The sequence below is a fragment of the Enterobacter sp. 22499 genome (genome assembly GCF_052044815.1).
Taxonomy (GTDB): Bacteria; Pseudomonadota; Gammaproteobacteria; order Enterobacterales; family Enterobacteriaceae; genus Enterobacter; species Enterobacter bugandensis.
In genome coordinates this window covers 226741-251776 of sequence record NZ_JBQENR010000003.1, presented here as the reverse complement: position 1 = coordinate 251776, position 25036 = coordinate 226741, and the positions used below count along the sequence as shown (strand labels likewise).

The 25036-nt window shown below is 56.7% G+C and carries 23 protein-coding genes and 1 pseudogene; 12 read left to right on the top strand and 12 right to left on the bottom strand.

Annotated elements, in window-relative coordinates; all coding sequences use genetic code 11:
• Positions 1 to 10 precede the first annotated feature (10 nt).
• Positions 11 to 1021, top strand: a complete 1011-nt coding sequence (gap, locus tag ACTJI7_RS12405) for a type I glyceraldehyde-3-phosphate dehydrogenase (RefSeq protein WP_049138809.1) — start codon at positions 11 to 13, stop codon at positions 1019 to 1021.
• Between the two features lie 40 nt (positions 1022 to 1061).
• Here the strand turns inward: gap and ACTJI7_RS12400 are convergent, their stop codons facing one another.
• Positions 1062 to 2249 (bottom strand): MFS transporter, encoded by a 1188-nt coding sequence (locus ACTJI7_RS12400; protein WP_045260284.1) that lies wholly within the window; start codon positions 2247 to 2249, stop codon positions 1062 to 1064.
• Between the two features lie 115 nt (positions 2250 to 2364).
• Between ACTJI7_RS12400 and ACTJI7_RS12395 the strand changes: the two genes are divergently transcribed.
• Positions 2365 to 3321, top strand: coding sequence for an AraC family transcriptional regulator (locus ACTJI7_RS12395; RefSeq protein WP_028013503.1), 957 nt, complete (start codon positions 2365 to 2367; stop codon positions 3319 to 3321).
• 14 nt (positions 3322 to 3335) lie between these two features.
• On the opposite strand, the pseudogene ACTJI7_RS12390 reads toward ACTJI7_RS12395, so the two are convergent.
• Positions 3336 to 4012: pseudogene (locus tag ACTJI7_RS12390) on the bottom strand (carbohydrate porin).
• A 282-nt stretch (positions 4013 to 4294) separates the two neighbouring features.
• Between ACTJI7_RS12390 and ACTJI7_RS12385 the strand changes: the two are divergent.
• The gene (locus tag ACTJI7_RS12385; RefSeq protein ID WP_063154446.1) at positions 4295 to 5980 is read left to right on the top strand and encodes an alpha,alpha-trehalase; all 1686 of its coding nucleotides are present in this window, start codon (positions 4295 to 4297) and stop codon (positions 5978 to 5980) included.
• A 60-nt stretch (positions 5981 to 6040) separates the two neighbouring features.
• Here the strand turns inward: ACTJI7_RS12385 and ACTJI7_RS12380 are convergent, their stop codons facing one another.
• Together ACTJI7_RS12380 and ACTJI7_RS12375 are read right to left on the bottom strand one after the other, a co-directional pair.
• Entirely contained in the window at positions 6041 to 8143 is a 2103-nt protein-coding gene (locus ACTJI7_RS12380; protein WP_063154448.1) for a TonB-dependent siderophore receptor, read from the bottom strand.
• Between the two features lie 112 nt (positions 8144 to 8255).
• Positions 8256 to 8510 (bottom strand): GlsB/YeaQ/YmgE family stress response membrane protein, encoded by a 255-nt coding sequence (locus ACTJI7_RS12375; RefSeq protein ID WP_028013508.1) that lies wholly within the window; start codon positions 8508 to 8510, stop codon positions 8256 to 8258.
• 207 nt (positions 8511 to 8717) lie between these two features.
• On the opposite strand from ACTJI7_RS12375, the gene ycgR reads away from it, so the two are divergent.
• Entirely contained in the window at positions 8718 to 9449 is a 732-nt protein-coding gene (ycgR, locus tag ACTJI7_RS12370) for a flagellar brake protein YcgR (RefSeq protein WP_063154451.1), read from the top strand.
• Positions 9450 to 9485: 36 nt separating this feature from the next.
• Here ycgR and emtA read toward each other — a convergent pair whose 3' ends face one another.
• Positions 9486 to 10097, bottom strand: a complete 612-nt coding sequence (gene emtA, locus ACTJI7_RS12365; protein ID WP_028013510.1) for a membrane-bound lytic murein transglycosylase EmtA — start codon at positions 10095 to 10097, stop codon at positions 9486 to 9488.
• 106 nt (positions 10098 to 10203) lie between these two features.
• On the opposite strand from emtA, the gene ldcA reads away from it, so the two are divergent.
• Both ldcA and ACTJI7_RS12355 read left to right on the top strand, forming a co-directional pair.
• Positions 10204 to 11118 (top strand): muramoyltetrapeptide carboxypeptidase, encoded by a 915-nt coding sequence (gene ldcA / locus ACTJI7_RS12360; RefSeq protein ID WP_028013511.1) that lies wholly within the window; start codon positions 10204 to 10206, stop codon positions 11116 to 11118.
• 88 nt (positions 11119 to 11206) lie between these two features.
• Positions 11207 to 12940, top strand: a complete 1734-nt coding sequence (locus ACTJI7_RS12355) for a potassium/proton antiporter (protein ID WP_041909504.1) — start codon at positions 11207 to 11209, stop codon at positions 12938 to 12940.
• A 46-nt stretch (positions 12941 to 12986) separates the two neighbouring features.
• Here ACTJI7_RS12355 and dadX read toward each other — a convergent pair whose 3' ends face one another.
• Both dadX and ACTJI7_RS12345 read right to left on the bottom strand, forming a co-directional pair.
• Positions 12987 to 14057, bottom strand: coding sequence for a catabolic alanine racemase DadX (dadX, locus tag ACTJI7_RS12350; RefSeq protein WP_028013513.1), 1071 nt, complete (start codon positions 14055 to 14057; stop codon positions 12987 to 12989).
• A gap of 9 nt (positions 14058 to 14066) precedes the next feature.
• Positions 14067 to 15365: a D-amino acid dehydrogenase gene (locus ACTJI7_RS12345; RefSeq protein ID WP_049138818.1), complete on the bottom strand. Its 1299-nt coding sequence runs from the start codon at positions 15363 to 15365 to the stop codon at positions 14067 to 14069.
• A 321-nt stretch (positions 15366 to 15686) separates the two neighbouring features.
• Here ACTJI7_RS12345 and ACTJI7_RS12340 point away from each other — a divergent pair, with 321 nt between their 5' ends.
• The gene (locus ACTJI7_RS12340) at positions 15687 to 17219 is read left to right on the top strand and encodes a SpoVR family protein (protein ID WP_023293929.1); all 1533 of its coding nucleotides are present in this window, start codon (positions 15687 to 15689) and stop codon (positions 17217 to 17219) included.
• Positions 17220 to 17264: 45 nt separating this feature from the next.
• Here ACTJI7_RS12340 and fadR read toward each other — a convergent pair whose 3' ends face one another.
• On the bottom strand, positions 17265 to 17984 hold the full coding sequence (fadR, locus tag ACTJI7_RS12335) for a fatty acid metabolism transcriptional regulator FadR (protein ID WP_028013515.1): 720 nt from the start codon (positions 17982 to 17984) through the stop codon (positions 17265 to 17267).
• Positions 17985 to 18185: 201 nt separating this feature from the next.
• Between fadR and nhaB the strand changes: the two genes are divergently transcribed.
• Entirely contained in the window at positions 18186 to 19724 is a 1539-nt protein-coding gene (nhaB, locus tag ACTJI7_RS12330) for a sodium/proton antiporter NhaB (protein ID WP_048998676.1), read from the top strand.
• Between the two features lie 46 nt (positions 19725 to 19770).
• A complete protein-coding gene (gene dsbB / locus ACTJI7_RS12325) occupies positions 19771 to 20301 on the top strand; it encodes a disulfide bond formation protein DsbB (protein ID WP_028013517.1) in 531 nt (176 codons plus the stop codon).
• A 33-nt stretch (positions 20302 to 20334) separates the two neighbouring features.
• On the opposite strand, the gene ACTJI7_RS12320 is transcribed toward dsbB, so the two are convergent.
• The 3 genes from ACTJI7_RS12320 to ACTJI7_RS12310 form a co-directional block, all read right to left on the bottom strand.
• Complete coding sequence (locus ACTJI7_RS12320; RefSeq protein WP_028013518.1) at positions 20335 to 20775, bottom strand: YcgN family cysteine cluster protein; 441 nt, start codon at positions 20773 to 20775, stop codon at positions 20335 to 20337.
• Between the two features lie 93 nt (positions 20776 to 20868).
• On the bottom strand, positions 20869 to 21528 hold the full coding sequence (locus tag ACTJI7_RS12315) for a fumarylacetoacetate hydrolase family protein (protein ID WP_028013519.1): 660 nt from the start codon (positions 21526 to 21528) through the stop codon (positions 20869 to 20871).
• Positions 21529 to 21575: 47 nt separating this feature from the next.
• Positions 21576 to 21851, bottom strand: coding sequence for a YcgL domain-containing protein (locus ACTJI7_RS12310; RefSeq protein ID WP_063154453.1), 276 nt, complete (start codon positions 21849 to 21851; stop codon positions 21576 to 21578).
• Positions 21852 to 21974: 123 nt separating this feature from the next.
• Between ACTJI7_RS12310 and minC the strand changes: the two genes are divergently transcribed.
• From minC to minE, 3 genes are read left to right on the top strand one after another with little or no spacing between them, the layout of a single operon-like run.
• Positions 21975 to 22682, top strand: a complete 708-nt coding sequence (gene minC / locus ACTJI7_RS12305; protein ID WP_028013521.1) for a septum site-determining protein MinC — start codon at positions 21975 to 21977, stop codon at positions 22680 to 22682.
• Between the two features lie 23 nt (positions 22683 to 22705).
• Entirely contained in the window at positions 22706 to 23518 is an 813-nt protein-coding gene (gene minD / locus ACTJI7_RS12300; protein ID WP_028013522.1) for a septum site-determining protein MinD, read from the top strand.
• Positions 23519 to 23521: 3 nt separating this feature from the next.
• A complete protein-coding gene (gene minE, locus ACTJI7_RS12295) occupies positions 23522 to 23791 on the top strand; it encodes a cell division topological specificity factor MinE (RefSeq protein ID WP_010432714.1) in 270 nt (89 codons plus the stop codon).
• A gap of 74 nt (positions 23792 to 23865) precedes the next feature.
• Here minE and rnd read toward each other — a convergent pair whose 3' ends face one another.
• Positions 23866 to 24993, bottom strand: coding sequence for a ribonuclease D (gene rnd / locus ACTJI7_RS12290; protein ID WP_440670431.1), 1128 nt, complete (start codon positions 24991 to 24993; stop codon positions 23866 to 23868).
• Positions 24994 to 25036 lie beyond the last annotated feature (43 nt).

The window sequence follows — 25036 nt, the reverse complement described above, 5'->3', positions numbered from 1 at the left end:
GGAGTGCACCATGGTTAAGGTCGGTATTAACGGTTTCGGCCGTATCGGACGTAATTTCCTGCGCGCGGCGCTGGGTAACCCGGATCTTCAGATTGTGGCCATTAACGATCTGACGGACAGCAAAACCCTCGCCCACCTGCTGAAACATGATTCCCTTCTGGGCAAACTGCCCGCGCCCGTTGAAGCGGCTGACGGCGCGCTGCAGGTGGACGGTCAGCGGATTGTGGTGTTTAGCGAACGCGACCCGGCAAATATTCCGTGGCGCGATGTTGGTGTTGACGTGGTAATTGAGGCCACCGGCTTCTTTACCGATCGGGAAAAAGCGGCGGTGCACGTCACGCAGGGTGGCGCAAAGCGCGTCATCATCTCCGCGCCCGGCAAAAATGACGATCTGACGGTTGTGATGGGAGTGAACCACGATCGCTACGACCCGGCTCAACACGTGGTCGTCAGTAACGGGAGCTGTACCACGAACGGTCTGGCGCCGGCGGCTCAGGTGCTGCATCAGCAGTTCGGGATCGAGCATGGTCTGATGAACACGACGCACGCCTACACCAACAGCCAGGCGCTGCACGACCAGCCGGAAAAAGATCTGCGCGGCGCGCGCGCGGCGGCGCTGTCGATTGTGCCTTACTCCAGCGGCGCGGCGAAAGCGCTGGGCAAAGTGATCCCCTCCCTGGACGGCAAGCTGACCGGGTACTCCCTGCGCGTGCCGGTGCCGGTGGTGTCGATTGTGGATTTAACGGTAACGCTCAGCCGTAGCGTAACCGCCGAAGAGGTGAATGAGGCGTTCCGCAACGCGGCCGCCAGCGGGCCTCTGAAAGGGATCCTGGGCTATAGCGATGAACCGCTGGTCTCCAGCGACTACCAGGGCGACCCGCGCTCCTCCATTATCGACGGGCTTTCCACGCTGGTGATTGGCGGGAACATGGTGAAGATCCTGGCGTGGTATGACAACGAGTGGGGCTTCTCTAACCGCCTGGTAGATCTGGCGGTGCTAATGGATAAGAAAGGGCTGTAAGCCTGGAGCCGGGTGGCGCGAACGCTCACCCGGCAAAAAATCATTCCGCTTTCACTTTCACGCCCATCAACACAATCACCATCGCCGTCACCAGCAGGAACCCGCTTCCGGCGAATACGCCGCTGGCACCGTTAAGGTCAAATACCGCCCCGCCCCCGGCCGCACCGGCGCTTATCGCCAGCTGGATTGAGGCCACCAGCAGCCCCCCTGCACTTTCGGCTTCATCCGGAACGGTGGTGGCAAGCCAGGTTGACCAGCCCACCGGAACCAGACCAAACGCAAAGCCCCACAGCGCCACCAGGAACCCGTCCAGCATTGCCAGATGGCCAAACGCCACCATCGTCAGCGCCAGTATGCCCATGGCGAACGGCACCAGCGCCAGCGTCAGGCGCAGATTACGTGCCAGCAGATGTCCGGCAACGGAAGTACCGACAAAGTTCGCCAGCCCAAAGCCCAGCAGGATCAGTGAAATGGTCTCAACGTTCGCCTGCCCCACCGTTTCCAGGAACGGGCGCAGGTAGGTAAAGAAGGCGAAATGGCCGCTGAAGATCAGAATAGTGGCCAGCATGCCGCCGATCATGCCCGGTCGACGCAGCACGCGGAACAGCGTGCTGAGGCTACCGCTGCTCTCGGGCTTCATGGACGGCAGCACCCAGATCTGCCACAGCAGCGCCAGTACGCTCGGCAGTATGCAGAGCACAAAGACGTTGCGCCAGCCGATCAGGCTACCCAGATAGCTCCCCAGCGGGGCAGCAACCACGGTGGCAATCGACACGCTGGAGAAAATCACCGCCAGCGCCTTCGGCACTTTATCCGTCGGAACCAGGCGCATCGTGGTGGCCGTCGACATCGCCCAGAAGCCACCGATGGCGACCCCTAACAGCAGGCGCCCCATCAGCAGGACGTGCAGCGTAGGCGCAAAGGCCACCAGCAGGCTGGAGATGATTTGCAGCACGGAGAAAAACATGAGTACCCAGCGACGGTCGATACTTTTGGTCGCCGGCGTAATCAGAAGCCCGGTGACCAGCGCCACCAGCGCGGTGGCGGTGACGGCCTGCCCGGCCATGCCCTCGCTGACGCCCAGGCTCGCGGCCATCGGCGTCAGCAAACTGGCTGGCAGGAACTCAGCCGTTATCAACCCAAACACGCCCAGCCCCAGTGAATAGACGGCCCGCCAGGCGGGTCTGGCTGGCGCCACGGCCTCTCTCGCCACGACACATGAATTCATCTGTTGTTCTCCCGTTATAAAAATGTGACAACTGTCGCAAAAGCATAGAGGGTTCACCGTGGACGATCTATGACATATAATCTCCACTTATTGATTATTCGTCCGGAGTTGCGCCATGACCGTTCAGTCCCCCGATTTGATCAGCGAACTCTTACGCGGCATGCGCCTGTCGGGCGTGAAATACCGACGGATTGAAGCCAGCGCGCCGTTTGGCGTGGCGTTCCACCAGGCGCCCGGTAAGGCGCAGTTCCATTTTGTGAGCCACGGTAGCGCCCTGCTGCGTATGGAGAGCGGTGCGACCTTCGAACTGAGCGGCGGCGACGCGCTGTTTATTCCTGGCGGGAATGCCCACGCCCTGCTCTCTGACGCGCAGGCAGCCATTACCCCGGTGAACGCTTTTCCGAGCGAACCTATCTGCGGCTCGGTGTGCGCCATTACCTGCGAGCCCTGTCCGGAGAGCGAGAACACCATCATCTTTAGCGGGTGTATGGATTTTGAACTCGGCGGGATGCAGCCGCTGATCAAAGCAATGCCGGAAGTGATGATGGTCAGCCGGCTGATGTCCACCTGGCCGGAAATTCATCCACTACTGGCGGCGATGGAGCGAGAATCCATGACCCGTCAGGCCGGGTTCGCCGGGATCCTTGCCCGGCTGGCTGATGTGGTGGCGGCGTTAATTGTGCGCGGCTGGGTTGAGGGCGGCTGCGGTAAAGCCACCGGCTGGGTGCAGGTTTTACGCGACCCGCGCCTGAGCCGGGCCATTTACGCCATGCACCAGCAGCCTGGCCTGAACTGGAGCGTGGCGGACCTGGCGAAAGAAGCGGGCACCTCACGCTCCGTGTTTGCCGAACGGTTTCTGGCCGCGACGGGGACGACCCCGGCAAAGTATCTCAGCGAACTGAGAATGCGGCTGGCGATTCAGTACATTCGTCACGAAAATCAGCCGATTGAAACGGTCGCCCTGCGGCTGGGTTACGGATCGCTGGCGGCGTTTAGCCGGGCCTTTAAGCGCATCATTGGCCATGCGCCGGGCACGCTGCGGGAAGCCGGCCAGGCCCCGGAAGAGGTCTGACCGGCAGGCTGGCATCATAAAGAGTATTTAAAGCGCACGCGGCCACCGTAGCGATCGTCGTTTTTCTTATCGCCCGCTTTCGGCGAAGCGTTGACCCAGGACGCATACGCGCCCAGATAGATGTTGAAGTTTTTCATCTTCATGACGTTCGGGATCAGATCGTATGGATGGTATGAATATCGTACTCGCCCTTCGCGTCCAGGTAAGCGGTGTTGAGGTTGATGACCACGCCGTTCTCCGGATCGGTTTTAAGCCCGTCCCAGGTCATAGTAAACCCGTAGCCGTCGCTGTAGAGATCGTCCGACTTTAATTTCCCCGTCGTTCACAGAACCGAAGAAGAATACCGCATCATCGAGATACATTTTCCCGCCGAGAGGCTGAACGGAAAATCCGGCAAAATTGCCGTTATCCATTTTCGATAACCATCAAAACCTCATAAATTACGCCCGTTAATATCCCAGCGTTCTTTATATCCCGGTGCTTGGTCGCTATTAGCGCTTTGCTTAATGGAGGTCAGACTGCCTGTTTTACTGGCGGCATCTATATTAAACGCCACGTCACCATAAAATTTAATATCACCAAACCCTGAAAGCGTCAGCTTTGGCGGTTCGGCTTTGCTCACCGGCTCTTCGGACTGCACAACAACGGCGGGTGCTGCCTGCTGCTGTCTAAGCGCCGGAATAAAATGCACTTATCAGTATTACCGTTTTTTTTTAATTTCATAAAATCCATCCTGATTATAAAAGTGAATACGCAAATAGGGAGCATCGCTATTTCGACTACATAGCCTTTTGGGTTCTATTATGTTTTTTGTTGCACAACAAATCCTTCCGGACAGGGCGTGCGAAGCGGTAAATTGTCTGGTTCTGCGCAAAATGGGATATTCAACACGCGAAGCGGGCAATATTCGTCTAAGGTTTTCAGGTGATTGATAACAGCGGTCACGCTGCTCAGGAATACAGGAGACGAACCGATGATAAGACCTCGTACTTTACGCCCTGCTCTTTTGCACCTCGCGCTGGGAGGCGCGCTGCTCGGTGTAGCAACGATGGGTTATGCTGAAGAACAACCAGCCTACCAGAAAAATTCACCCGATATTTTGCTTGGCCCTCTGTTTAACGACGTGCAGAGTGCCAAACTGTTTCCCGATCAGAAAACCTTTGCCGATGCCGTTCCCAAAAGCGACCCGCTGATGATTCTGGCGGATTACCGGATGCAGCACACCCAGACAAGCTTTGACCTGCGCCACTTTGTGGAGATGAACTTCACGCTGCCTGCGGAAGGTGAAAAATATGTGCCGCCTGCGGGACAAAGCTTACGTGAGCACATTGACGACCTCTGGCCTGTGCTGACGCGCACCACGGATAAAGCCAGTAACAAATGGGATTCCCTGCTGCCGTTACCGAAACCTTACGTTGTGCCCGGCGGGCGCTTCCGCGAGGTCTACTACTGGGATAGCTATTTCACCATGCTGGGCCTGGCGGAGAGCGGCCACTGGGACAAAATCAGCGATATGGTGGATAACTTTGCGTATGAGATTGATACCTTCGGCCATATCCCCAACGGCAACCGCAGCTATTACCTGAGCCGCTCCCAGCCGCCGTTCTTCTCACTGATGGTTGAGCTGCTGGCGACGCATGACAAAGACGCGCTGAAAAAATACCGTCCACAAATGGAAAAAGAGTACACCTACTGGATGGAGGGTGTAGAAAGCCTTCAGCCAGGGCAGGCTAACCAGCGCGTGGTGAAGCTCGATGACGGTTCCGTACTCAACCGCTACTGGGACGATCGCGATACCCCGCGCCCGGAGTCCTGGCTTGACGATATCACCACGGCGAAGAGCAACCCTAACCGGCCTGCGACGGAAATCTACCGCGATTTGCGCTCCGCAGCGGCCTCGGGCTGGGACTTTAGCTCCCGCTGGATGGACGACCCGCAAAAGCTCGGCACCATCCGCACCACCAGCATTGTGCCCGTCGATCTGAACGCCCTGATGTTTAAAATGGAAAAACTGCTCGCGCGAGCAGGCCAGGAGGCGGGCGACAGCGCGGCGGCGAGTAAATACGAGGTATTAGCAACCGCGCGTCAAAAAGCCATCGAGCGCCACCTGTGGAACGATAAAGAGGGCTGGTACGCCGATTACGATCTTAAGAGTAAGAAGGTGCGTAACCAGCTCACGGCGGCGGCCCTCTTCCCGCTCTACGTGAAGGCGGCGGCGCAGGATCGCGCCGATAAAGTAGCCGCGGCCACCTCCGCGCGCCTGTTGAAGCCGGGCGGTATTACCACCACCACCATCAACAGCGGCCAGCAGTGGGATGCGCCAAACGGCTGGGCACCGCTGCAGTGGGTGGCAACGGAAGGGTTGCAGAACTATGGGCAGGATAAGGTTGCAATGGACGTGACCTGGCGCTTCCTGAAGAACGTTCAGCACACTTATGACCGCGAGAAGAAGCTGGTGGAGAAATATGATGTCTCTTCTACCGGTACCGGCGGTGGCGGCGGTGAATATCCGCTCCAGGATGGGTTCGGCTGGAGTAACGGCGTGACGCTGAAAATGCTGGATCTGGTTTGTCCGAAAGAGAAACCGTGCGACAGCGTGCCGGAAAATCAGCCTGCGGCGAACGATGAGGCTGCGCCGGTGAAAGCTGCGGCGCAGTAAGGGAGTATTGCCGGGTGATGGCTACGCCTTACCCGGCCTTCATTTTGAACTCACAGGGATTTAGAAGCTGTAACTCGCCCCTAGCTGATACGTCCTGTCACGCCCAATCCAGCAGTTGGTCGCATCGTAGCAGGTCAGCGTCTCTTTATTGGTGATGTTCTGCATACTCGCCTTAAGCGTCAGCCCCGCCAGCGAAGGCAGAATTTCGCCCATCCGGTACGACGCCGCCAGATCGTACTGCGTGGTGCCCCCCAGCTTACCCGCATCGTTAGACGGTGAAATCTCCATCGGCCCGGTATAGCGCGCCCCGGCGCCCAGCATCAGCCCCTTCAGCGGCGTGCTCTCGAAGGTGTAGTCCCCCCACAGGTTGAACGCATTTTCCGGCACCTGAGTGGGACGCTTGCCCTGGTATTTATCATCTTCGGTATTAATTACGTGGGTGTAGGCATAGTTGGCAATCAGCGTCAGGTTGTCCGTCGGGCGGCTGATGGCGGAGAGCTCCGCGCCTTTGGATTCCACTTCACCAGTCTGACGGTAGTTCAGGAAGCCCGGGTCGGAGGTGACGACGTTTTTCTGCCGGATGTTAAACACCGAGGCGGTAAACGTCGTGGCGTACTCGGCCAGCAGATATTTTACCCCGCCTTCCACCTGCTTGCTGGTGGTTGGCTTGACGTCTTTCGCCGTGAGCGTCCCCTGCGGCGAGACCGGTGCAAAACCCTCTGAATAGCTGATAAACGGCGAAATACCGTTATCGAAGGCGTAAAGCGCCCCCAGGCGTTTGGTAACGCGATCCTGCGATACCCAGGCCTTATCGCCGTTTTGCAGGTAATCGGTGGTGACGGAGCGGTAATCGTCGTAGCGCAGGCTGCCCAACAGACTTAAGCCGCCAAATTCCACCTGATCCTGCAGGTAGTACCCGTTCTGCTGGTAGCTGAGGCGGTTTTTCTGGGCGGTGTAGAGCCCCAGCGCGCTTTCGTGGATTTGCGAATAGTCCGGATTACGCATATCCATGCCCGGCGTAGTCGACGCGTAGCGGTAGTGGAAATGGGAGTTCAGCCTCTGATAGTCAAACCCGGCCAGCAGATGGTGTTTCCAGTCGCCCAGCGCAACGGTTTTAGTCACCTGGTTGTCGATGTTGAAGCTCTTAAGATCTTCATCGGTGGTATAGGCAAAGCGGTTAAGCTGATAGACCTCACTTCCCGTTCCCGTCGCGTAGACGCTGTTCTGGTGGGTATCGACGTCGAAATAGCGCGCTTTCTGATTAAAGCCCCAGCCGCTGTCGAACTCATGCTCAAAGCTGTAGCCCAGCATCCACTGGCGCTGCTTAAACCCGCTCCACTCATCTCCGGCGTAATCCCGGCGATCGGCATATTTGGACCGCAGATAAGCGAGCGGCAGCGGGTTAGACGGCGTCAGGCTCGGGGAGTTTTGCGCCAGCGCATCCAGGGTGAGACGGGTTTTACTGTCGGGTTGCCATGTAACGGACGGGGCGACCAGATAATTTTCATAGCGGCTGGTGCGCGGCTGATCGTCATTCACCGTCGCCTTACCCAGCAGGCGGTAATTCCAGTCGCTGTCGGCAATTTGTCCGGTCGAATCGAGGTAACCTTCTTTCAGATTACGGTTCCCGGTGTTAAAACCGACCTCGGTTCGGGCTTCCCGCTGCGGCTTTTTGCTTTGAATATTTACCAGCCCGCCCGGCGAACCGCCGCCGTAAAGCACCGATGAAGGCCCTTTCAGTATATCGACGCTCTCTATTAACAGCGGATCGATGCGCGCCTTGGTGTTACCGGTGACGTTATAGGGTAGCTGCAGCCCGTTGTAAAACTCCTGATCGACGGTAAAGCCACGAATTTTGTATTCGCTCATATAGGAGGTATTCCCCCGCACCTCGGTTGAGACGCCTGGGGCATAGCGCAGGATTTCATTCACGGAGTTCGCGTGACGCTTTTCGATCTCCGGCGCAGAGAGCGTGTTGATAACCTGCGGCGTTTTACTTTCGGCAACGGCCGATTTGGTGGCGCTGTTGGTCCAGGCCGGCAGCGCGCTGCCCTGCTCTGAGCCCGTGACGACAATGGTTGATTCTTCGGCGAAAGCCTGGACCTGCAATGCCAGCGTGACGGCACCCGCCAGGGTGCATAACGTAAAACGTGAGGAGTTCATAATGTCGTCTTGTTATTACATGCAATACGGAACGACAATTATTATCATTTAGATTAGCAAATCAATATGGCGGCAAAAAAAACGGCCCTCCGCAGAGAGCCGTTCTGTCATTTTATGCTCGTCGCAGTAATCTGAATATGCCCAGCACGACAATGGCTCCCACGACAGCGACCAGGAAACTGTGCATGTCGAAACCACTGATGTCACCACCAAAACCAAACATCGTCGCCAGCCAGCCGCCTACAACCGCACCAACGACCCCGAGTACGCAGGTCAAAATAAAGCCGCCGCCATCGTTTCCCGGCATGATCAGTTTTGCGATAGCGCCGGCAATAAGGCCAAAGATAATCCAGGCGATGATACCCATAGCAATGCCCTCTTGCAGATTAAACGCATGTGCAGAAAACCTTCTGCACAGCTAACTTAAGTATAGGTCATCACCGGAAAACCAGTTTCGTCTCACCGACTTATCCTGCGGACAACGGTAAAAAAATCTCACCGGTTTGTATTAAGTTTGAGGGTGGATTGCCGATAACACTAAGACAGTCTGTCATCAATCAAGGAGCCATCCGGCGTGAGTCATTACAGTGAGCAGTTCCTCAAGCAAAATCCGCTGGCTGTATTAGGGGTATTACGCGACCTGCAAAAAGGCGAAGTGCCGCTGCGCATCAGCTGGTCGAATAATCAGTTTATCAGCAAGATCCTTGACGTCTCGCAGGAGAGGCTGGTTATTGACCTGGGCAGCCTGGAGTATGAAAACCGCGCGGCGCTGAAAGCAGAGAATATCGTGGTCATGGCCGAAACCCATGGGGCCAAAGTGGAATTTGTCCTGCCGCGACTGGAATTGAGCGAATACCAGGGACTTCCGGCTTTTGTTACCCTCCTTCCTGGCAATCTCTGGTTTGTCCAGCGCCGTGAATATTTTCGCATCAGCGCCCCGCTTCATCCTGCCTATTTTTGTAAGGCCAAAATGCCGGACAAAAAAGAGATCCGCTTCCGTCTCTTTGACCTGTCGCTGGGCGGAATGGGCGCGCTGATGGATATCCCGAAGCCGGAGGGTCTGGTAGAAGGCATGCGGTTTACGCAAATAGAACTGGATATGGCGGGCTGGGGCCGTTTTTATTTCGATGCACAGCTGATTGCCATCAGCGAGCGCACGGTGGTGGACAGCAAAAATGAAACGATTACCACGCCGCGTCTGAGCTTCCGTTTTCTGAACGTCGGGCCCGGCGCGGAGCGCGAGCTGCAGCGCATTATCTATTCGCTGGAACGGGAAGCACGGGAACGTGCGAATAAGGTTCTGTAGGAAAAGTCGGGCAGCGAGCGCCGCCCGTTTGCGGCATTACATGGCATCCATCGCTTTCTGTACTTTCCAGATATAGCGAGGCGCCTGCGGTGCCGGATGATTTTTCGCCACATGCTCGACGAACTCATCTTTGTCCATGTCGTTGATCTCCTCAATCGCCTCTTTGCGGTCAGAGGAGAAGGTTCTGAGCAGCGCCCCGGCGCCGTTCACGTACGAGACCACCAGCGCGTATTGCATCACTTCCGGATCCTCAATGCCCTTCAGCACGCCGTGTTCCAGAATGCTCAGGTAAGCGGTCCCCATAGAAATGTTGCGTTCCGGGTTCTTCAGCTCGCTGGTCGACGGCTGGCCGCTCCAGCCCATATAGCGGTAGACCTCTCTCCCCGCCGTAGAGGCTTTCAGCTGCATCAGCCCCACCGCGTTGGATTTGCTGACAAGCGTGGGATTGCCGCCGGACTCCACCGCAATAATGGCGGTGATCAGCCGCGGGCTGACGCCCCATGCCTTCCCGGCTTTTTCACTGATCGGCATCCACTGCATGGCCCGTTTCACCGGCACTTCCGGATTCCAGGGCGGGTTTTGATAATCATGTTTTGAACTACAGCCAGCCAGCAAAACAATCAAAAAAGCAAACCATCTCAATTTCACGTCATCTATCCTTATAGCCGGTCATCGCGGTGCGCCGCCCTTGAAGCAGGCGGCGTATACGCGGCATGATATAGACAATTAGTTTCTCATTCAGCAAGGAATTGCCATGTCTCAGTTTCATCTCATCGCGCCGTCGGGCTACTGTATTAACCAGGACGCGGCGCAGCGGGGCGTTCAGCGCTTACTGGAATCCGGCCATCAGGTAGAAAATCAGACAATTATCCCCCGCCGCCAGCAGCGTTTTGCCGGAACAGAAGCGCAGAGGCTAAATGATATCAATAGCCTGGTGAACCTGAAGGGCGAAAACCGAATAGTCCTTGCGGTGCGCGGCGGCTATGGTGCGAGCAGGCTGCTTGAGAGCATTGACTGGCAGGGCCTGGCTCAGCGCCAGCAGCAGGATCCGCTGCTGATATGCGGCCACAGCGATTTCACCGCCATCCAGCTTGGTCTTCTGGCGCTGCATAACGTCATCACGTTTAGCGGCCCGATGCTGGCCGGTAACTTCGGCGCGCCGGAACTGGACGCGTTCACCGTGGAGCATTTCTGGCGCGCGCTGCGCAATCCCACCTACAGCGTGGAATGGCAAGGCAATGGACCGCACTGGGAATGTGAGGGCCAGCTCTGGGGCGGTAACCTGGCGATGCTGGTCTCGCTGATCGGCACGCCGTGGATGCCGCAAATCAAGGACGGCATTCTGGTGCTGGAGGATATTAACGAACATCCGTTCCGCGTCGAGCGCATGTTATTGCAGCTTTATCATGCCGGTATTCTCGATCGCCAGTCCGCGATCGTGCTGGGCAGCTTCAGCGGCTCTGCCCCGAATGACTATGATGCGGGCTACTCCCTGGAAACGATGGTCGATTTCATCCGCTCGCGGCTGGATATTCCGGTTATCACCGGGCTGGATTTCGGCCATGAGCAGCAGACCGTTACCCTTGCGCTGGGCGCGCAGGCGACGCTTACACATGATGTTTCGGGCAGTCGGTTAACGATCGGTGGTCATCCGGTCATAAAAGCATAAAAAACCCCCTTAATAAAACGCTGTTGCCGTTGTTAATATGTTAGGGTTTTAGTAACAGCGTTAACATTGAGGTGGGAGAAAGAGAACATTGGATGCCGCAGCGATAATCAGCCTTTTCATTTTGGGTTCTGTACTTGTAACCAGCAGTATTTTATTAAGTTCATTTTCATCGCGTCTTGGCATACCCATTCTTGTTATTTTCCTTGCCATCGGCATGCTGGCCGGCGTTGACGGCATCGGCGGTATCCCCTTCGATAACTATCCCTTCGCCTACATGGTGAGTAACCTCGCGCTGGCGGTGATCCTGCTCGACGGCGGGATGCGCACTCAGGCGAGCTCCTTCCGCGTGGCCTTAGGGCCTGCGCTGTCGCTGGCGACCGTCGGCGTGTTGATCACCTCCGGCCTCACCGGGATGATGGCCGCCTGGCTTTTCAATCTCAATCTCATGGAAGGCTTGCTGATTGGCGCAATCGTTGGCTCTACCGATGCGGCGGCGGTCTTTTCCCTGCTTGGGGGTAAAGGGCTTAACGAACGCGTTGGCTCAACGCTTGAGATTGAATCCGGCAGTAACGATCCGATGGCGGTGTTCCTGACCATCACGCTGATAGAGATGATCCAGCAGCACGAGACGGGCCTGAGCTGGATGTTTGCCCTGCATATTCTGCAGCAGTTCGGGCTGGGGATTGTCATCGGCCTGGCGGGGGGATACCTGTTACAGCAGACGATCAACCGCATTTCTCTGCCCTCGGGGCTTTACCCTCTGCTGGCGCTGAGCGGCGGCATTCTCATTTTTGCCGTCACCACCGCGCTGGACGGCAGCGGTATTCTCGCCGTCTACCTCTGCGGGTTCCTGATGGGCAACCGCCCTATTCGCAACCGTCATGCTATTTTGCAGAACTTTGACGGCCTGGCGTGGCTGGCGCAAATCGGCATGTTCCTGGTGCTGGGCCTGCTGGTGACCCCGTCGGACCTGCTGCCGATCGCCGTTCCGGCGCTGCTGCTGTCGGCGTGGATGATCTTCTTCGCCCGTCCGCTCTCCGTATTTGCAGGCCTGCTGCCGTTTCGCGGTTTTAACCTGCGCGAGCGCGTCTTTATCAGCTGGGTCGGGCTGCGCGGCGCGGTGCCGATTATTCTTGCGGTGTTCCCGATGATGGCCGGTCTCGACAACGCGCGGCTGTTCTTCAACGTGGCGTTCTTCGTGGTGCTGATTTCCCTGCTGTTCCAGGGCACGTCGCTCGGGTGGGCGGCGAAAAAGGCCAAAGTGGTGGTGCCGCCCGTAGGCTGGCCGGTCTCCCGCGTGGGGCTGGACATTCACCCGGAAAACCCGTGGGAGCAGTTCGTCTATCAGCTGAGCGCCGACAAATGGTGCGTGGGGGCCTCGCTGCGCGATTTGCACATGCCGACTGAAACGCGCATTGCCGCCCTGTTCCGCGATAATGTCCTGCTGCACCCGACCGGCAGCACCCGCCTGCGCGAAGGAGATATTCTGTGCGTCATTGGCCGCGAGCGCGACCTGCCCGCGCTGGGCAAGCTGTTCAGCCAGTCGCCTCCCGTGGCGCTGGACCAGCGTTTCTTCGGCGATTTTATTCTGGAAGCCAGCGCCAAGTTTGCGGATGTGGCGCTCATTTATGGCCTGGATGAAGGTGCAGAAGACGGTGATAACCCGCAAACGCTGGGCGAAATCATTCAGCAGCGGCTTGGCGCTGCGCCGGTTGTGGGTGACCAGGTGGAGTTTGCCGGGATGATCTGGACGGTGGCAGAAAAAGAAGATAACGCGGTGCGGAAGGTCGGTTTGAGGCCGATGGAAGAGGACGCGGAGTAGTTTTTTTGCCGGGTGGCGGCTTCGCGTCACCCGGCAAAGATACAAGTTACACCGTCACAACCGGCACTCTTGGTGCCAGGGCACACATCAGTTCATACCCTACCGTTCCCGCCGCGGCCGCCACGTCATCAATTTTGATTTCGTTGCCCCACAGCTCGACCGGTGAACCGATGCCCGCCTGCGGGCATGGCGTCAGGTCAACGGCCAGCATATCCATTGAGACGGTCCCCACCGTGCCCGTGCGCACCCCATCCACCCAGACCGGCGTGCCGGTCGGCGCGATACGCGGATAGCCGTCGGCATAACCGCCCGCGACGATGCCAATCCGCTGCTCGCCCTTCGCCCGGAAGCGGCTGCCGTAGCCTACCGTGTCGCCCGCCTTCAGCGTCTGCACGCCGATGATCTCGCTGCGCAGGGTCATGACCGGCCTCAGGCCGCTGTTGGCAATATCCTGCCACTGGCCTGAGGGTGATGCACCGTACAGAACGATCCCCGGACGCACCCAGTTATAGTGGGCTTCAGGATGCCAAAGCGTCGCCGCCGAGTTCGACAGGGAGCGCGGACAATCGAGCCCTTCAGCCGCCTGCTCAATGCGGACCATAGCATCAGCAATGCCGTCCGGTTTTTCCGCGTCGGCAAAATGCGCCATCAGCGTCATTTCGCCGACGTTTTTCAGGCCACGCAGCTGCTGCCAGACCGTATGCACCCGCTCGGGCTGGAAGCCCAGGCGGTTCATGCCGCTGTTCACCTTGAGATAAATATCCAGCGGAGCGTGGAGCTTCGCATCCTGAATGGCTTTAATCTGCCAGTTGCTGTGAACGCTGGTGGTCAGGCGATACTTATCCAGCAGCGGCAGATCGTCCGCGTGGAAGAACCCCTCCAGCAGCAGAATAGGCCCTTTCCAGCCGCGCTCGCGCAGCAGGATGGCCTCTTCCAGATTGAGTAACGCAAAACCGTCGGTCGCGCCGAGCGCGCTCCATATACGGTCAATACCGTGGCCGTAGGCGTTTGCCTTGACGACTGACCAGACGCGCGAACCAGGTGCTGCCCGGCGAACAATTTGCAGGTTTTCCTTCAGGGCCTGCAGATCCAGCTGAGCCAGAACAGGACGGGACATGACAACTCCTTAATTATGCGCGCCGTGCAGGTGCTGAGGACGCGATGGCGTAAATCCTGATTGATAGCGCGCAGCACTTAAATCGTCAAACGGAATTGCCGGCGTGCGCCCGGAAATCAGGTCGCTCAGCAGCTGGCCCGAGCCGCAGGCCATCGTCCAGCCGAGCGTGCCGTGTCCGGTATTGGTCCACAGGTTTTTGTATGGCGTGCGGCCCACGATTGGCGTGCCGTCCGGGGTCATCGGACGCAGGCCGGTCCAGAACGTCGCCTGTTCCACAAACCCGCCGCGCGGGAAGAGATCGCCCACCACCATCTCCAGCGTTTCACGACGCGGCTGCAGCAGCTCGGTGTTGAAGCCGACAATCTCCGCCATGCCGCCGACGCGAATACGGTTATCAAAGCGGGTAATGGCGATTTTGTAGGTTTCATCCAGGATGGTTGATACGGGCGCCCCGCTCTCCTCTTTCACCGGGATAGTCAATGAGTAGCCCTTGAGCGGGTAGACCGGAATATCGAGGATGCCTTTCAGCATGGCGGTGGAGTAGGAACCAAACGCCATCACGTAGGCATCCGCCTTTATCACCTCGTCGCCGCACTTCACGCCGTAAATTTTTTCGCCTTCCGACAGCAGCTTGTCGACGGAGGTATTAAAGCGGAATTTTACCCCTGCCTGCTCGCACATGTGCGCCAGCCGCTGGGTAAAGAGCTGACAGTCGCCGGTTTCGTCATTCGGCAGACGCAGACCGCCGGTCAGCTTGTGGGCCACTTCGGCCAGCGCGGGTTCCACCTGCCCCAGCTGGCTGGCTTCCAGCAACTGATACGGTACACCGGCATCTTCCAGCACGGCGATATCGCGGGTGGCGTTTTCATACTGTTGCTCGGTGCGGAACAGCTGCAGCGTGCCGCCCTGACGGCCTTCGTACTCGATACCCGTCGACGCGCGCAGGGCTTTGAGGCAGTCCCGGCTGTATTCCGCAAGACGCACCATGCGGCCTTTGTTTTCCATGTAGTGCCGGGTGTCGCAATTGCGCAGCATCTGCCACATCCACTTCAGCTGGAACTGCGTGCCGTCAAGGCTGATGGCCAGCGGCGCGTGGCGCTGGAACATCCATTTGATCGCCTTCAGCGGCACGCCGGGCGCCGCCCACGGGGCCGCATAGCCAGGAGAGATTTGACCGGCATTTGCCGCACTGGTTTCAAGCGCCGGGCCGGATTCACGATCGATAACGGTAACCTCATGTCCCGCCTGACTTAAATACCAGGCGCTGGTTACGCCAACGACACCACTTCCCAGTATGACAACACGCATAGCCACTCCATTATGAGCAAAAGAACAATCATCTAATTACAGATTGATAACCTAGTTGAAAATATTATTCAACATACGACTTTTTTATGGTGACTTACCTCACACATCCCCCAGCATCAGGGGACAGGGGTAATTTGGGATCTCCTGCTGAGCTTTATTTTTAACCAGCATAAAATTCTGATGGGTGCGTTTTTTTTGCCGTATCAAAAACGGGAAATCGCAAAGAAAAAATTTCTGCGCCAGCACGCTTTTTAACACGTTGATCTATGCTTGAAAGGAGGCTCTCCAGACAGAGAGAGCACCCACAACGAGGGCGCGCTAATGGCTACTATTGATTCCCTGAACAAGGACAACACACGTCTGAGCGATGGACCCGACTGGACCTTCGAGCTGCTGGATGTCTACCTCGCCGAAATCGACCGGGTGGCAAAACTGTATCGCCTGGATACCTATCCTCATCAGATTGAGGTGATTACCTCCGAACAGATGATGGACGCTTACTCCAGCGTCGGGATGCCGATCAACTATCCGCACTGGTCGTTTGGTAAAAAATTCATTGAAACGGAGCGGCTGTACAAGCACGGCCAGCAGGGGCTGGCGTATGAGATCGTGATTAACTCCAACCCGTGTATCGCCTATCTGATGGAAGAGAACACCATTACCATGCAGGCGCTGGTGATGGCGCACGCCTGCTACGGCCATAACTCCTTCTTTAAAAATAACTATCTGTTCCGCAGCTGGACGGACGCCAGCTCCATCGTCGATTACCTGATCTTCGCGCGTAAATACATTACCGACTGCGAAGAGCGCTACGGCGTGGACGAGGTAGAGAAGCTGCTCGACTCCTGCCACGCGCTGATGAACTACGGCGTGGACCGCTATAAACGCCCGCAGAAAATCTCTTTGCAGGAGGAGAAAGCCCGGCAGAAAAGCCGCGAGGAGTATCTGCAGAGCCAGGTGAACATGCTGTGGCGCACCCTGCCGAAGCGTGAGGAGGAAAAAACGATTGCCGAAGCGCGTCGTTACCCGTCCGAGCCGCAGGAAAACCTGCTCTATTTTATGGAGAAGAACGCCCCGCTGCTGGAGCCGTGGCAGCGCGAGATTTTGCGTATCGTGCGTAAGGTGAGCCAGTATTTCTATCCGCAGAAACAGACCCAGGTGATGAACGAAGGCTGGGCAACATTCTGGCACTACACCATTCTCAACCATCTGTATGACGAGGGGAAAGTCACCGAGCGGTTCATGATGGAATTCCTCCACAGCCATACTAACGTGGTGTTCCAGCCGCCCTACAACAGCCCGTGGTACAGTGGGATTAATCCGTATGCGCTGGGCTTTGCGATGTTCCAGGATATTAAGCGCATCTGCCAGTCGCCAACGGAAGAGGACAAGTACTGGTTCCCGGATATCGCCGGTTCTGACTGGCTGGAAACGCTGCATTTTGCGATGCGCGACTTTAAGGATGAGAGCTTTATCAGCCAGTTCATGTCGCCGAAGATCATGCGCGATTTCCGATTCTTCACCGTGCTGGACGATGACCGCAACAACTATCTGGAGATCTCCGCGATCCACAACGAGGAAGGATACCGGGAGATCCGCTCCCGTCTCTCCTCCCAGTACAACCTGAGCAACCTTGAACCCAATATTCAGGTGTGGAACGTGGACCTGCGCGGCGACCGCTCCCTGACGCTGCGCTATATCCCGCACAACCGCGCGCCGCTGGATAAAGGACGTAAAGAGGTGCTGAAGCACGTGCACCGCCTGTGGGGCTTTGACGTGCAGCTGGAGCAGCAGAATGAGGACGGCAGCGTGGAGCTGCTGGAACGCTGCCCGGCGCGGTTGAATACGCTGTAGCGCCACCGGGCGAAAAAAAACCTCTCGATTGAGAGGTTTTTTATTTTAGCGACTCTGAATCGCTAAATCGCCCGGCAGCGTTTTCTGCATACGGTGCCAGATTTCACCGGAGTCGTGGCCGTAGCGGCGTACGGTTTCATAAACCTGATCGTGCAGGCCTTCGGTGCAGAGCTTGCTCAGCTTATGGTAGAAGCCCAGCGCCAGACTGCGGGCTTCAGGGTTAGCGAAGTAGTGACGACCAATGCGGGTATAGAGCCCTTTCATACCGTTGAGGATCAGGCCGTAAACCGGGTTGCCGGAGGCAAACGCCAGGCCGCGAAACACGTTGTAATCGAGGGTGGCAAAGGCGTCGGCGTGATCTTCAACTTCATTCGCGCTGGCCAGCACAGCAAGCGCATCTTCAGGATGCTGACGGAAAGCGGTACGAATAAAAATAGTCGCGATGTTGGTGCGCACGGAGAGCAGATTATCAATCAGCTGCGGCACGCTTTCGTGGTCGAGGCGCGCCAGCGTTTCAAGAATGTTTAGCCCCGAGGTTTCCCAGAAGTTGTTTACCTTTGTTGGCTTGCCGTGCTGGATCGTCAACCATCCATCACGCGCCAGTCGCTGAAGCACTTCACGCAGCGTGGTGCGAGTGACGCCAATCAGTTCAGAGAGTTCGCGTTCAGCCGGAAGAATGGACCCCGCAGGGAAACGATTATTCCAGATGCTTTCAATGATGTACTCTTCCGCGAAACCCGCCGGGCTCTGCGCCTTAATGACCATAGTGAGATTTCCATTACACAGCTTTTTGCAAATTGGACTCATCATACCAGAGGCGTGCAACGGCAGGTAGCGCGGCAAAGTGAGAAAAGAGGGATCGCCGTTTCATTTTTGTGAAATTTACAATGCGGTCTTATCCGCCTCCGGGCCGCGATTTTTGCGTATACTGATGTTTTGTATTACTTAACGGGAAGGACGTCTGTTGTGGAAATTTCTTTTGGGCGCGCGCTGTGGCGCAATTTTTTAGGTCATTCTCCTGACTGGTACAAACTGATACTGCTGGTTTTCCTGGTCGTTAATCCCATCATTTTTAGCGTGGATCCGTTTATCGCCGGGTGGCTGCTGGTGGCGGAATTTATCTTCACCCTGGCCATGGCGCTGAAGTGTTATCCCCTGCTGCCCGGCGGTTTGCTGGCGTTTGAAGCCGTTGTCATCGGCATGACGTCCGCAGAACATGTAAAAGCAGAGCTGGCCTCCAATCTGGAAGTGCTCCTGCTGCTCATTTTTATGGTGGCCGGTATCTACTTTATGAAACAGCTGCTGCTGTTTATCTTTACCCGCCTGCTGCTGAGCATTACGTCGAAAACGATCCTCTCGCTGGCGTTTTGCCTTGCCGCCGCCTTTCTGTCGGCCTTCCTGGATGCGCTCACCGTTGTCGCGGTGGTGATCAGCGTCGCCGTCGGATTTTACGGCATTTATCACCGTGTGGCCTCCTCTCGCCCAAGTGAGGATTTACAGGACGATAGCCACGTCGAGGCGCATAACCGCGACGTGCTGGAACAGTTCCGCGCGTTTCTGCGCAGCCTGATGATGCACGCAGGGGTCGGTACGGCGCTGGGAGGCGTGATGACCATGGTGGGCGAGCCGCAAAACCTGATCATCGCGAAAGCGGCTGAATGGCATTTTGGCGAGTTTTTCCTGCGCATGGCCCCCGTCAGCGTGCCTGTGCTGGTCTGCGGGTTAGCGACCTGCATTCTGGTCGAAAAATTCAGGCTGTTCGGCTACGGCGCACAGCTGCCTGAACCGGTCCGCAATGAACTGCATAAATTTGACGAGCAGAGCCGCAAACAGCGTACGCGCCAGGAGACGCTGCGTCTGATTGCGCAGGGGATCATCGGCATCTGGCTTATCGCCGCGCTGGCGTTGCATCTTGCCGAAGTCGGGTTGATTGGCCTCTCCGTCATTATTCTTGCCACCACCTTTAGCGGGGTAACGGACGAACATGCTATTGGTAAAGCCTTTACCGAAGCCCTGCCGTTTACCGCGCTGCTGGCGGTCTTTTTTGCAGTCGTGGCGGTGATTATTGACCAACACCTTTTCGCACCGATTATCGCGTTTGTGCTTCAGGCCTCGCCGGACTCGCAGCTTACGCTGTTCTATCTATTTAACGGTCTGTTGTCCTCTATTTCCGATAACGTCTTTGTCGGGACGGTGTATATCAATGAGGCCAAAGCGGCGATGGAGCAAGGGATCGTCAGCACCGGGCAGTTCGACCTGCTGGCGGTAGCCATCAACACCGGAACAAACCTGCCCTCCGTTGCAACACCGAACGGCCAGGCGGCATTTCTCTTCCTGCTGACCTCGGCGCTGGCACCACTCATACGGCTTTCTTATGGAAGAATGGTCTGGATGGCGCTGCCGTACACGCTGGTGCTCACCGTTGTTGGTTTGCTGTGCATCAAAATTACTCTCGTTCCCTGTACGCAATGGCTGCTACAAGCGGGTATACTTGCGGCGCATTAAAATTCGTTTACACTGCGCTTTCTAAGCATGTTCCAGGGAAATGATTATGTTGAGATTTTTAAACCAGTGCTCCCGCGGTCGCGGAGCGTGGTTGTTGATGGCCCTGACCGCCTTTGCGCTGGAAATGGTTGCGCTGTGGTTCCAGCACGTGATGGGACTCAAGCCCTGCGTGCTGTGCATCTACGAGCGCTGCGCGCTGTTCGGCATTATGGGTGCAGGCCTGGTGGGCGCAATTGCCCCAAAAACGCCGTTGCGCTACGTCGGTATTGCCATCTGGCTCTACAGCGCCTGGAAAGGGATTGAGCTTTCCTGGCAGCACACCATGATGCAGCTGCATCCGTCACCGTTTATGACCTGTGATTTCGCCGCCCGCTTCCCGAGCTGGCTGCCGCTGGATAAGTGGCTTCCGCAGGTGTTTGTCGCATCCGGTGACTGCTCCGTACGTCAGTGGGAATTCCTGACGCTGGAGATGCCGCAGTGGCTGGTGGGCATTTTTGTGGCCTACTTCGTCGTGGCGCTGCTGGTGCTGATCGCTCAGCCGTTCAAACCGAAGAAACGCGATTTGTTTGGAAGGTAAAAGCAAAAACCCGCCACGGCGGGTTTTTTATTATCACCGATTAGGGTGATTCATGATGTGATCTTCCCAGTCCCGTACCTCGGACTCCTTCACCGCAATGTGGCGTACCGAGATACGCTCGCCGTGCATCGCCGCTTTTGAACCGGTCAGCAGAGGATGCCAGGCCGGTAGATCTTTCCCTTCCGCCAGCAGGCGATACGCGCAGGTGTGCGGCAGCCACTCAAAAGTCGGCAGATTTTCACGGGTGAGCTTGATGCAGTCCGGCTCGAACTCAAAGCGGCGTTCGTAGTTGCGGCACTGGCAGGTTTTAATGTTCAGCTGCCTGCAGGCGACGTTGGTGAAATAGATCTCATCGGAGTCTTCATCCATCAGCTTGTGCAGGCAGCACTGCCCGCAGCCGTCGCACAACGATTCCCACTCCGCGTCGGTCATTTGGTCAAGAGTTTTGCTTTGCCAGAAAGGAATGTCGTTCATCAGGATGTCCACACGTCAAAAGAAAGCGCACCTTATAACGAGTCTGGCACGTGGTTGCAAGTTTTGCCGCCCTTTGCAGGCGGCAAGATGCGGTTACAGCACGCGGGTTTTTAGCGACAGACCGTTAAAACCGACCTCAAGCTCATCGCCGCTGGCGAGCGGGCCCACGCCTTCCGGCGTGCCGGTGAGGATCACATCGCCCGGCTTCAGGGTGAAGAAACGGCTCATGTAGGCGATCAGCGGCACGATCTTGTGGATCATATCTGCCGTGGTGCCCTGCTGGCGGATCTCGCCGTTAACCTTCAGGCTGAGCGGAGTGTCCTGCGGATCGTTGGTAAATTCATTCACCGGAACAAACCCTGAAATCGGACATGCGTTATCAAAGCCTTTGGCTTTTTCCCACGGCTGCCCTGCCTTCTTCATTTTGCCCTGCACGTCGCGCAGGGTCAGATCCAGCGCCACGCCGTAGCCAGCAATCGCTTTCTCGACATGCTCTTCGGAAGCCTGGCGCAGCGTGGCGCCGATCAGCACGGCAAGCTCTACTTCGTGATGTACCGACCCCAGCCCCTGCGGCAGCGCCAGCGGCTGGCGGATGTCGCATAGCGCCGTCTCGGGCTTAATAAACAGGACCGGCTCTTCTGGGGTTGCGCTGCCCATCTCCTGAATATGCTTCGCATAGTTGCTGCCCACGCAGACCACTTTACTGACGGGATAATCCAGTAATGCACCTTGCCAGTTATGATGTTGATACATGCTCGACCCCTAATCGGTTGATGTGTTATGCCCGAAAACAGCTGAGGCTATTTTTTCCCGGACGCCTCGAGGTGCTGTTTTAATAAATTCTCAGGCGGCGGTGGAAGCTGTAAATAATAGCCCTGCTCGGCTAATGCCGTTTTAACTTTTTCCAGATCGGCATTCACCAGTTTCTTACGGCCGTCCAGCGGCAGCAGCATCGCCAGCTGTGGTCGGCCAAAGCTCTTCATTAATTCTTCCGGCACGCGTGAAAAATCGTCTTTCTTTTCGACATAAAGATAGGTCTGGTCACGGCTTGTACTTCTGTAGATCACACAAAACATGTTTTTACTCTGAATTAATGGGTGGTTGCTTGCCTCAATATACTCCTGACTATAACATGCCTGATACTCTTCGGAATATCGCAGCGAATGGTTGCGGTTAATAGCAAATTGAGTAAGGCCAGGATGTCAAACACGCCCATCGAGCTTAAAGGCAGTAGCTTCACCTTATCAGTGGTTCATTTGCATGATGCAAAACCCGAGGTTATTCGTCAGGCGTTAGAAGACAAAATCGCCCAGGCTCCCGCCTTTCTGAAGCACGCCCCCGTCGTCATCAACGTCAGCGGTCTTGAGGCGCCGGTTAACTGGACACGTCTCCAGCAGGCGGTCTCCTCTACCGGGCTGCGTATTGTCGGCATCAGCGGCTGCAAAGATCCCGAGCTGAAAGCGGAAATCGACCGTGCGGGGCTGCCTCTTCTTAATGAAGGCAAAGAAAAAACCCCGCGTGCAGCACCCGCTGCCGTACAAACGCCCCCTCCTGCGGCGCAAAACGTTACCGCTCTCACAAAAACGCGAATGATTGATGTGCCGGTTCGTTCCGGTCAGCGCATTTATGCGCCAAACTGTGATCTAATTGTTACAAGCCACGTCAGCGCTGGCGCAGAGCTTATTGCAGATGGCAATATTCACGTTTACGGTATGATGCGTGGACGTGCGCTCGCGGGCGCAAGTGGCGATCGGGACGCGCAAATATTTTGTACTCACCTGACGGCGGAACTGGTGTCCATCGCAGGTGAATATTGGCTGAGCGACAAGATCCCAGCCGAATTTTATGGCAAAGCGGCTCGCCTGCTTCTGGCAGACGACGCGTTGACCGTTCAACCGTTGAATTAATCCCTTTTTAACAAGGAATTTCTATGGCACGCATTATTGTTGTTACTTCGGGTAAAGGAGGCGTTGGCAAGACCACCTCCAGCGCGGCCATCGCTACTGGTTTGGCCCAGAAGGGAAAGAAAACCGTCGTTATCGACTTCGATATCGGTCTGCGTAACCTCGACCTCATCATGGGATGTGAGCGTCGCGTCGTATATGACTTCGTGAACGTCATTCAGGGCGATGCCACGCTGAACCAGGCGCTGATTAAAGACAAGCGCACCGAGAACCTCTTCATTCTTCCGGCTTCTCAGACGCGTGATAAAGATGCCCTGACCCGTGAAGGTGTGGAAAAGGTGCTCGACGAGCTGAAAAAAATGGAGTTCGACTTCATCGTCTGTGACTCCCCTGCCGGCATCGAAACCGGTGCCCTGATGGCGCTTTACTTTGCTGATGAAGCGATCATCACCACCAACCCGGAAGTCTCCTCCGTGCGTGACTCCGACCGTATTCTCGGTATTCTGGCCTCCAAATCCCGCCGTGCGGAAAATGGCCAGGATCCGATCAAAGAGCACCTGCTGCTGACCCGCTATAACCCGGGTCGCGTAAACAAAGGTGACATGCTAAGCATGGAAGACGTGCTGGAGATCCTGCGCATTAAACTGGTTGGCGTTATCCCGGAAGACCAGTCCGTGTTACGCGCCTCTAACCAGGGCGAGCCCGTGATCCTTGATACAACGGCAGATGCAGGTAAAGCTTACGCCGATACCGTTGACCGTCTGCTGGGAGAAGAACGTCCTTTCCGCTTCATTGAAGAAGAGAAGAAAGGTTTCCTCAAACGCCTGTTCGGAGGATAAGTTATGGCATTACTGGACTTTTTTCTCTCGCGGAAAAAAAGCACCGCCAACATCGCAAAAGAACGCCTGCAAATTATCGTTGCGGAGCGTCGTCGTAGCGACGCCGAGCCTCACTACCTGCCGCAGCTGCGCAAGGACATCCTGGAAGTGATCTGTAAGTATGTGCAGATTGACCCGGAGATGGTCACCGTACAGCTGGAGCAAAAAGACGGGGATATTTCGATTCTGGAGCTGAACGTAACGCTTCCGGAAGCGGAAGAGTCGCGTCCGTAGGTTCCTGGTGTCGTAGCCCCGGTAAGCGCAGTGCCACCGGGGAGAATATGCCGGGTATATCGCCCGGCATATTTTTATCGCGGATAACCTTCCAGCAAGGTATTCAGGCGATCGGCCATCAATACCCCGCGCCAGCCAGCCATCAGTTCCGGCACGCCATTCTGCGGTTTCAGCTTCCAGTGCCAGTTCAGCAGCTGGTTAATTTGTCTGCGTGACGCCAGCAGTTCAGCGCTCAGCTTGCTTTCCGTTGCGACATCCTGCACCAGCGCTTTGATATCCTTAAATGCTTTACGATAGCCCGGCATATCCATGAGATTCAGCAGCGTCTCAGGCAGTGCATCCTCCGACAGCGCCTGCGCTTTGGCGACCAGCGCCAGCAGGGTTTTACCATGGAAACGGATCTCGCTGCCGGAAAGGCCAATGCTGTCCAGCTCGCCCAGGCTGCCCGGCATATAGCGCGCGACCGCCCAGAGATGCTCTTCACGCACCACAAAATTCACGGCCAAATCGCGCTCACGCGCTTTACGCAAACGCCAGTCCGCTAACAGCTGCAGGCAGGCCAGCTGACGCGTGCGAAGCTGCCAGGCGTTGGTGATATCACGCCAGGCCTCTTTCGGGTCAACCACTTCCTGGCGACGCTGCTGCGTCATACGGCACTCGTCCAGCGCGGCAGAGAGCCAACCGGAGGCTTCCGCCTCTTTCATCAGCTGTCCGGCAATCGGCAGCAGGTAAAACACGTCTGCCGCCGCATATTCCAGCTGACGCTCGGTAAGCGGACGGGCCAGCCAGTCGGTACGGGATTCACTTTTATCCAGCGTCAGGCCCGTGTACTCCTCCACCATGGCGGCAAAGCCCCACGACAGCGGACGACCGCTGAACGCCGCGAGGATCTGCGTATCAATCAGCGGCTGAGGCATGATGCCAAAGGTGTTAAGAAAGACTTCCAGATCTTCACTGCCCGCGTGCAGATATTTCGTTACCGCAGTATCCAGCAGCAGGTCACGCATCGGCGCCCAGTCGGTAATGCCGAGAGGGTCAATCAGCGAGACGTGCTTACCGTCGTACATCTGTATCAAACCCAGCTGTGGATAATAGGTGCGAGTACGGACAAACTCGGTATCCAGAGCGATGGCAGGAAAGTCGCGCGTCACTTCGCACAGCGAAGCCAGCTCGTCGTTGGTCGTGATCATCTGGTAATTCAAATCGGATTCTCTTTTGTTTGCGCCCATAAAAAACGCCGGCTTA

Bases quoted from the DNA above. Each gene is read 5' to 3' on its own strand.
- gap (WP_049138809.1), top strand. From the start codon at position 11: ATGGTTAAGGTCGGTATTAACGGTTTCGGCCGTATCGGACGTAATTTC.
- ACTJI7_RS12400 (WP_045260284.1), bottom strand. From the start codon at position 2,249: ATGAATTCATGTGTCGTGGCGAGAGAGGCCGTGGCGCCAGCCAGACCC.
- ACTJI7_RS12395 (WP_028013503.1), top strand. From the start codon at position 2,365: ATGACCGTTCAGTCCCCCGATTTGATCAGCGAACTCTTACGCGGCATG.
- ACTJI7_RS12385 (WP_063154446.1), top strand. From the start codon at position 4,295: ATGATAAGACCTCGTACTTTACGCCCTGCTCTTTTGCACCTCGCGCTG.
- ACTJI7_RS12380 (WP_063154448.1), bottom strand. From the start codon at position 8,143: ATGAACTCCTCACGTTTTACGTTATGCACCCTGGCGGGTGCCGTCACG.
- ACTJI7_RS12375 (WP_028013508.1), bottom strand. From the start codon at position 8,510: ATGGGTATCATCGCCTGGATTATCTTTGGCCTTATTGCCGGCGCTATC.
- ldcA (WP_028013511.1), top strand. From the start codon at position 10,204: ATGTCTCAGTTTCATCTCATCGCGCCGTCGGGCTACTGTATTAACCAG.
- dadX (WP_028013513.1), bottom strand. From the start codon at position 14,057: ATGTCCCGTCCTGTTCTGGCTCAGCTGGATCTGCAGGCCCTGAAGGAA.
- ACTJI7_RS12345 (WP_049138818.1), bottom strand. From the start codon at position 15,365: ATGCGTGTTGTCATACTGGGAAGTGGTGTCGTTGGCGTAACCAGCGCC.
- ACTJI7_RS12340 (WP_023293929.1), top strand. From the start codon at position 15,687: ATGGCTACTATTGATTCCCTGAACAAGGACAACACACGTCTGAGCGAT.
- fadR (WP_028013515.1), bottom strand. From the start codon at position 17,984: ATGGTCATTAAGGCGCAGAGCCCGGCGGGTTTCGCGGAAGAGTACATC.
- dsbB (WP_028013517.1), top strand. From the start codon at position 19,771: ATGTTGAGATTTTTAAACCAGTGCTCCCGCGGTCGCGGAGCGTGGTTG.
- ACTJI7_RS12320 (WP_028013518.1), bottom strand. From the start codon at position 20,775: ATGAACGACATTCCTTTCTGGCAAAGCAAAACTCTTGACCAAATGACC.
- ACTJI7_RS12315 (WP_028013519.1), bottom strand. From the start codon at position 21,528: ATGTATCAACATCATAACTGGCAAGGTGCATTACTGGATTATCCCGTC.
- ACTJI7_RS12310 (WP_063154453.1), bottom strand. From the start codon at position 21,851: ATGTTTTGTGTGATCTACAGAAGTACAAGCCGTGACCAGACCTATCTT.
- minC (WP_028013521.1), top strand. From the start codon at position 21,975: ATGTCAAACACGCCCATCGAGCTTAAAGGCAGTAGCTTCACCTTATCA.
- minD (WP_028013522.1), top strand. From the start codon at position 22,706: ATGGCACGCATTATTGTTGTTACTTCGGGTAAAGGAGGCGTTGGCAAG.
- minE (WP_010432714.1), top strand. From the start codon at position 23,522: ATGGCATTACTGGACTTTTTTCTCTCGCGGAAAAAAAGCACCGCCAAC.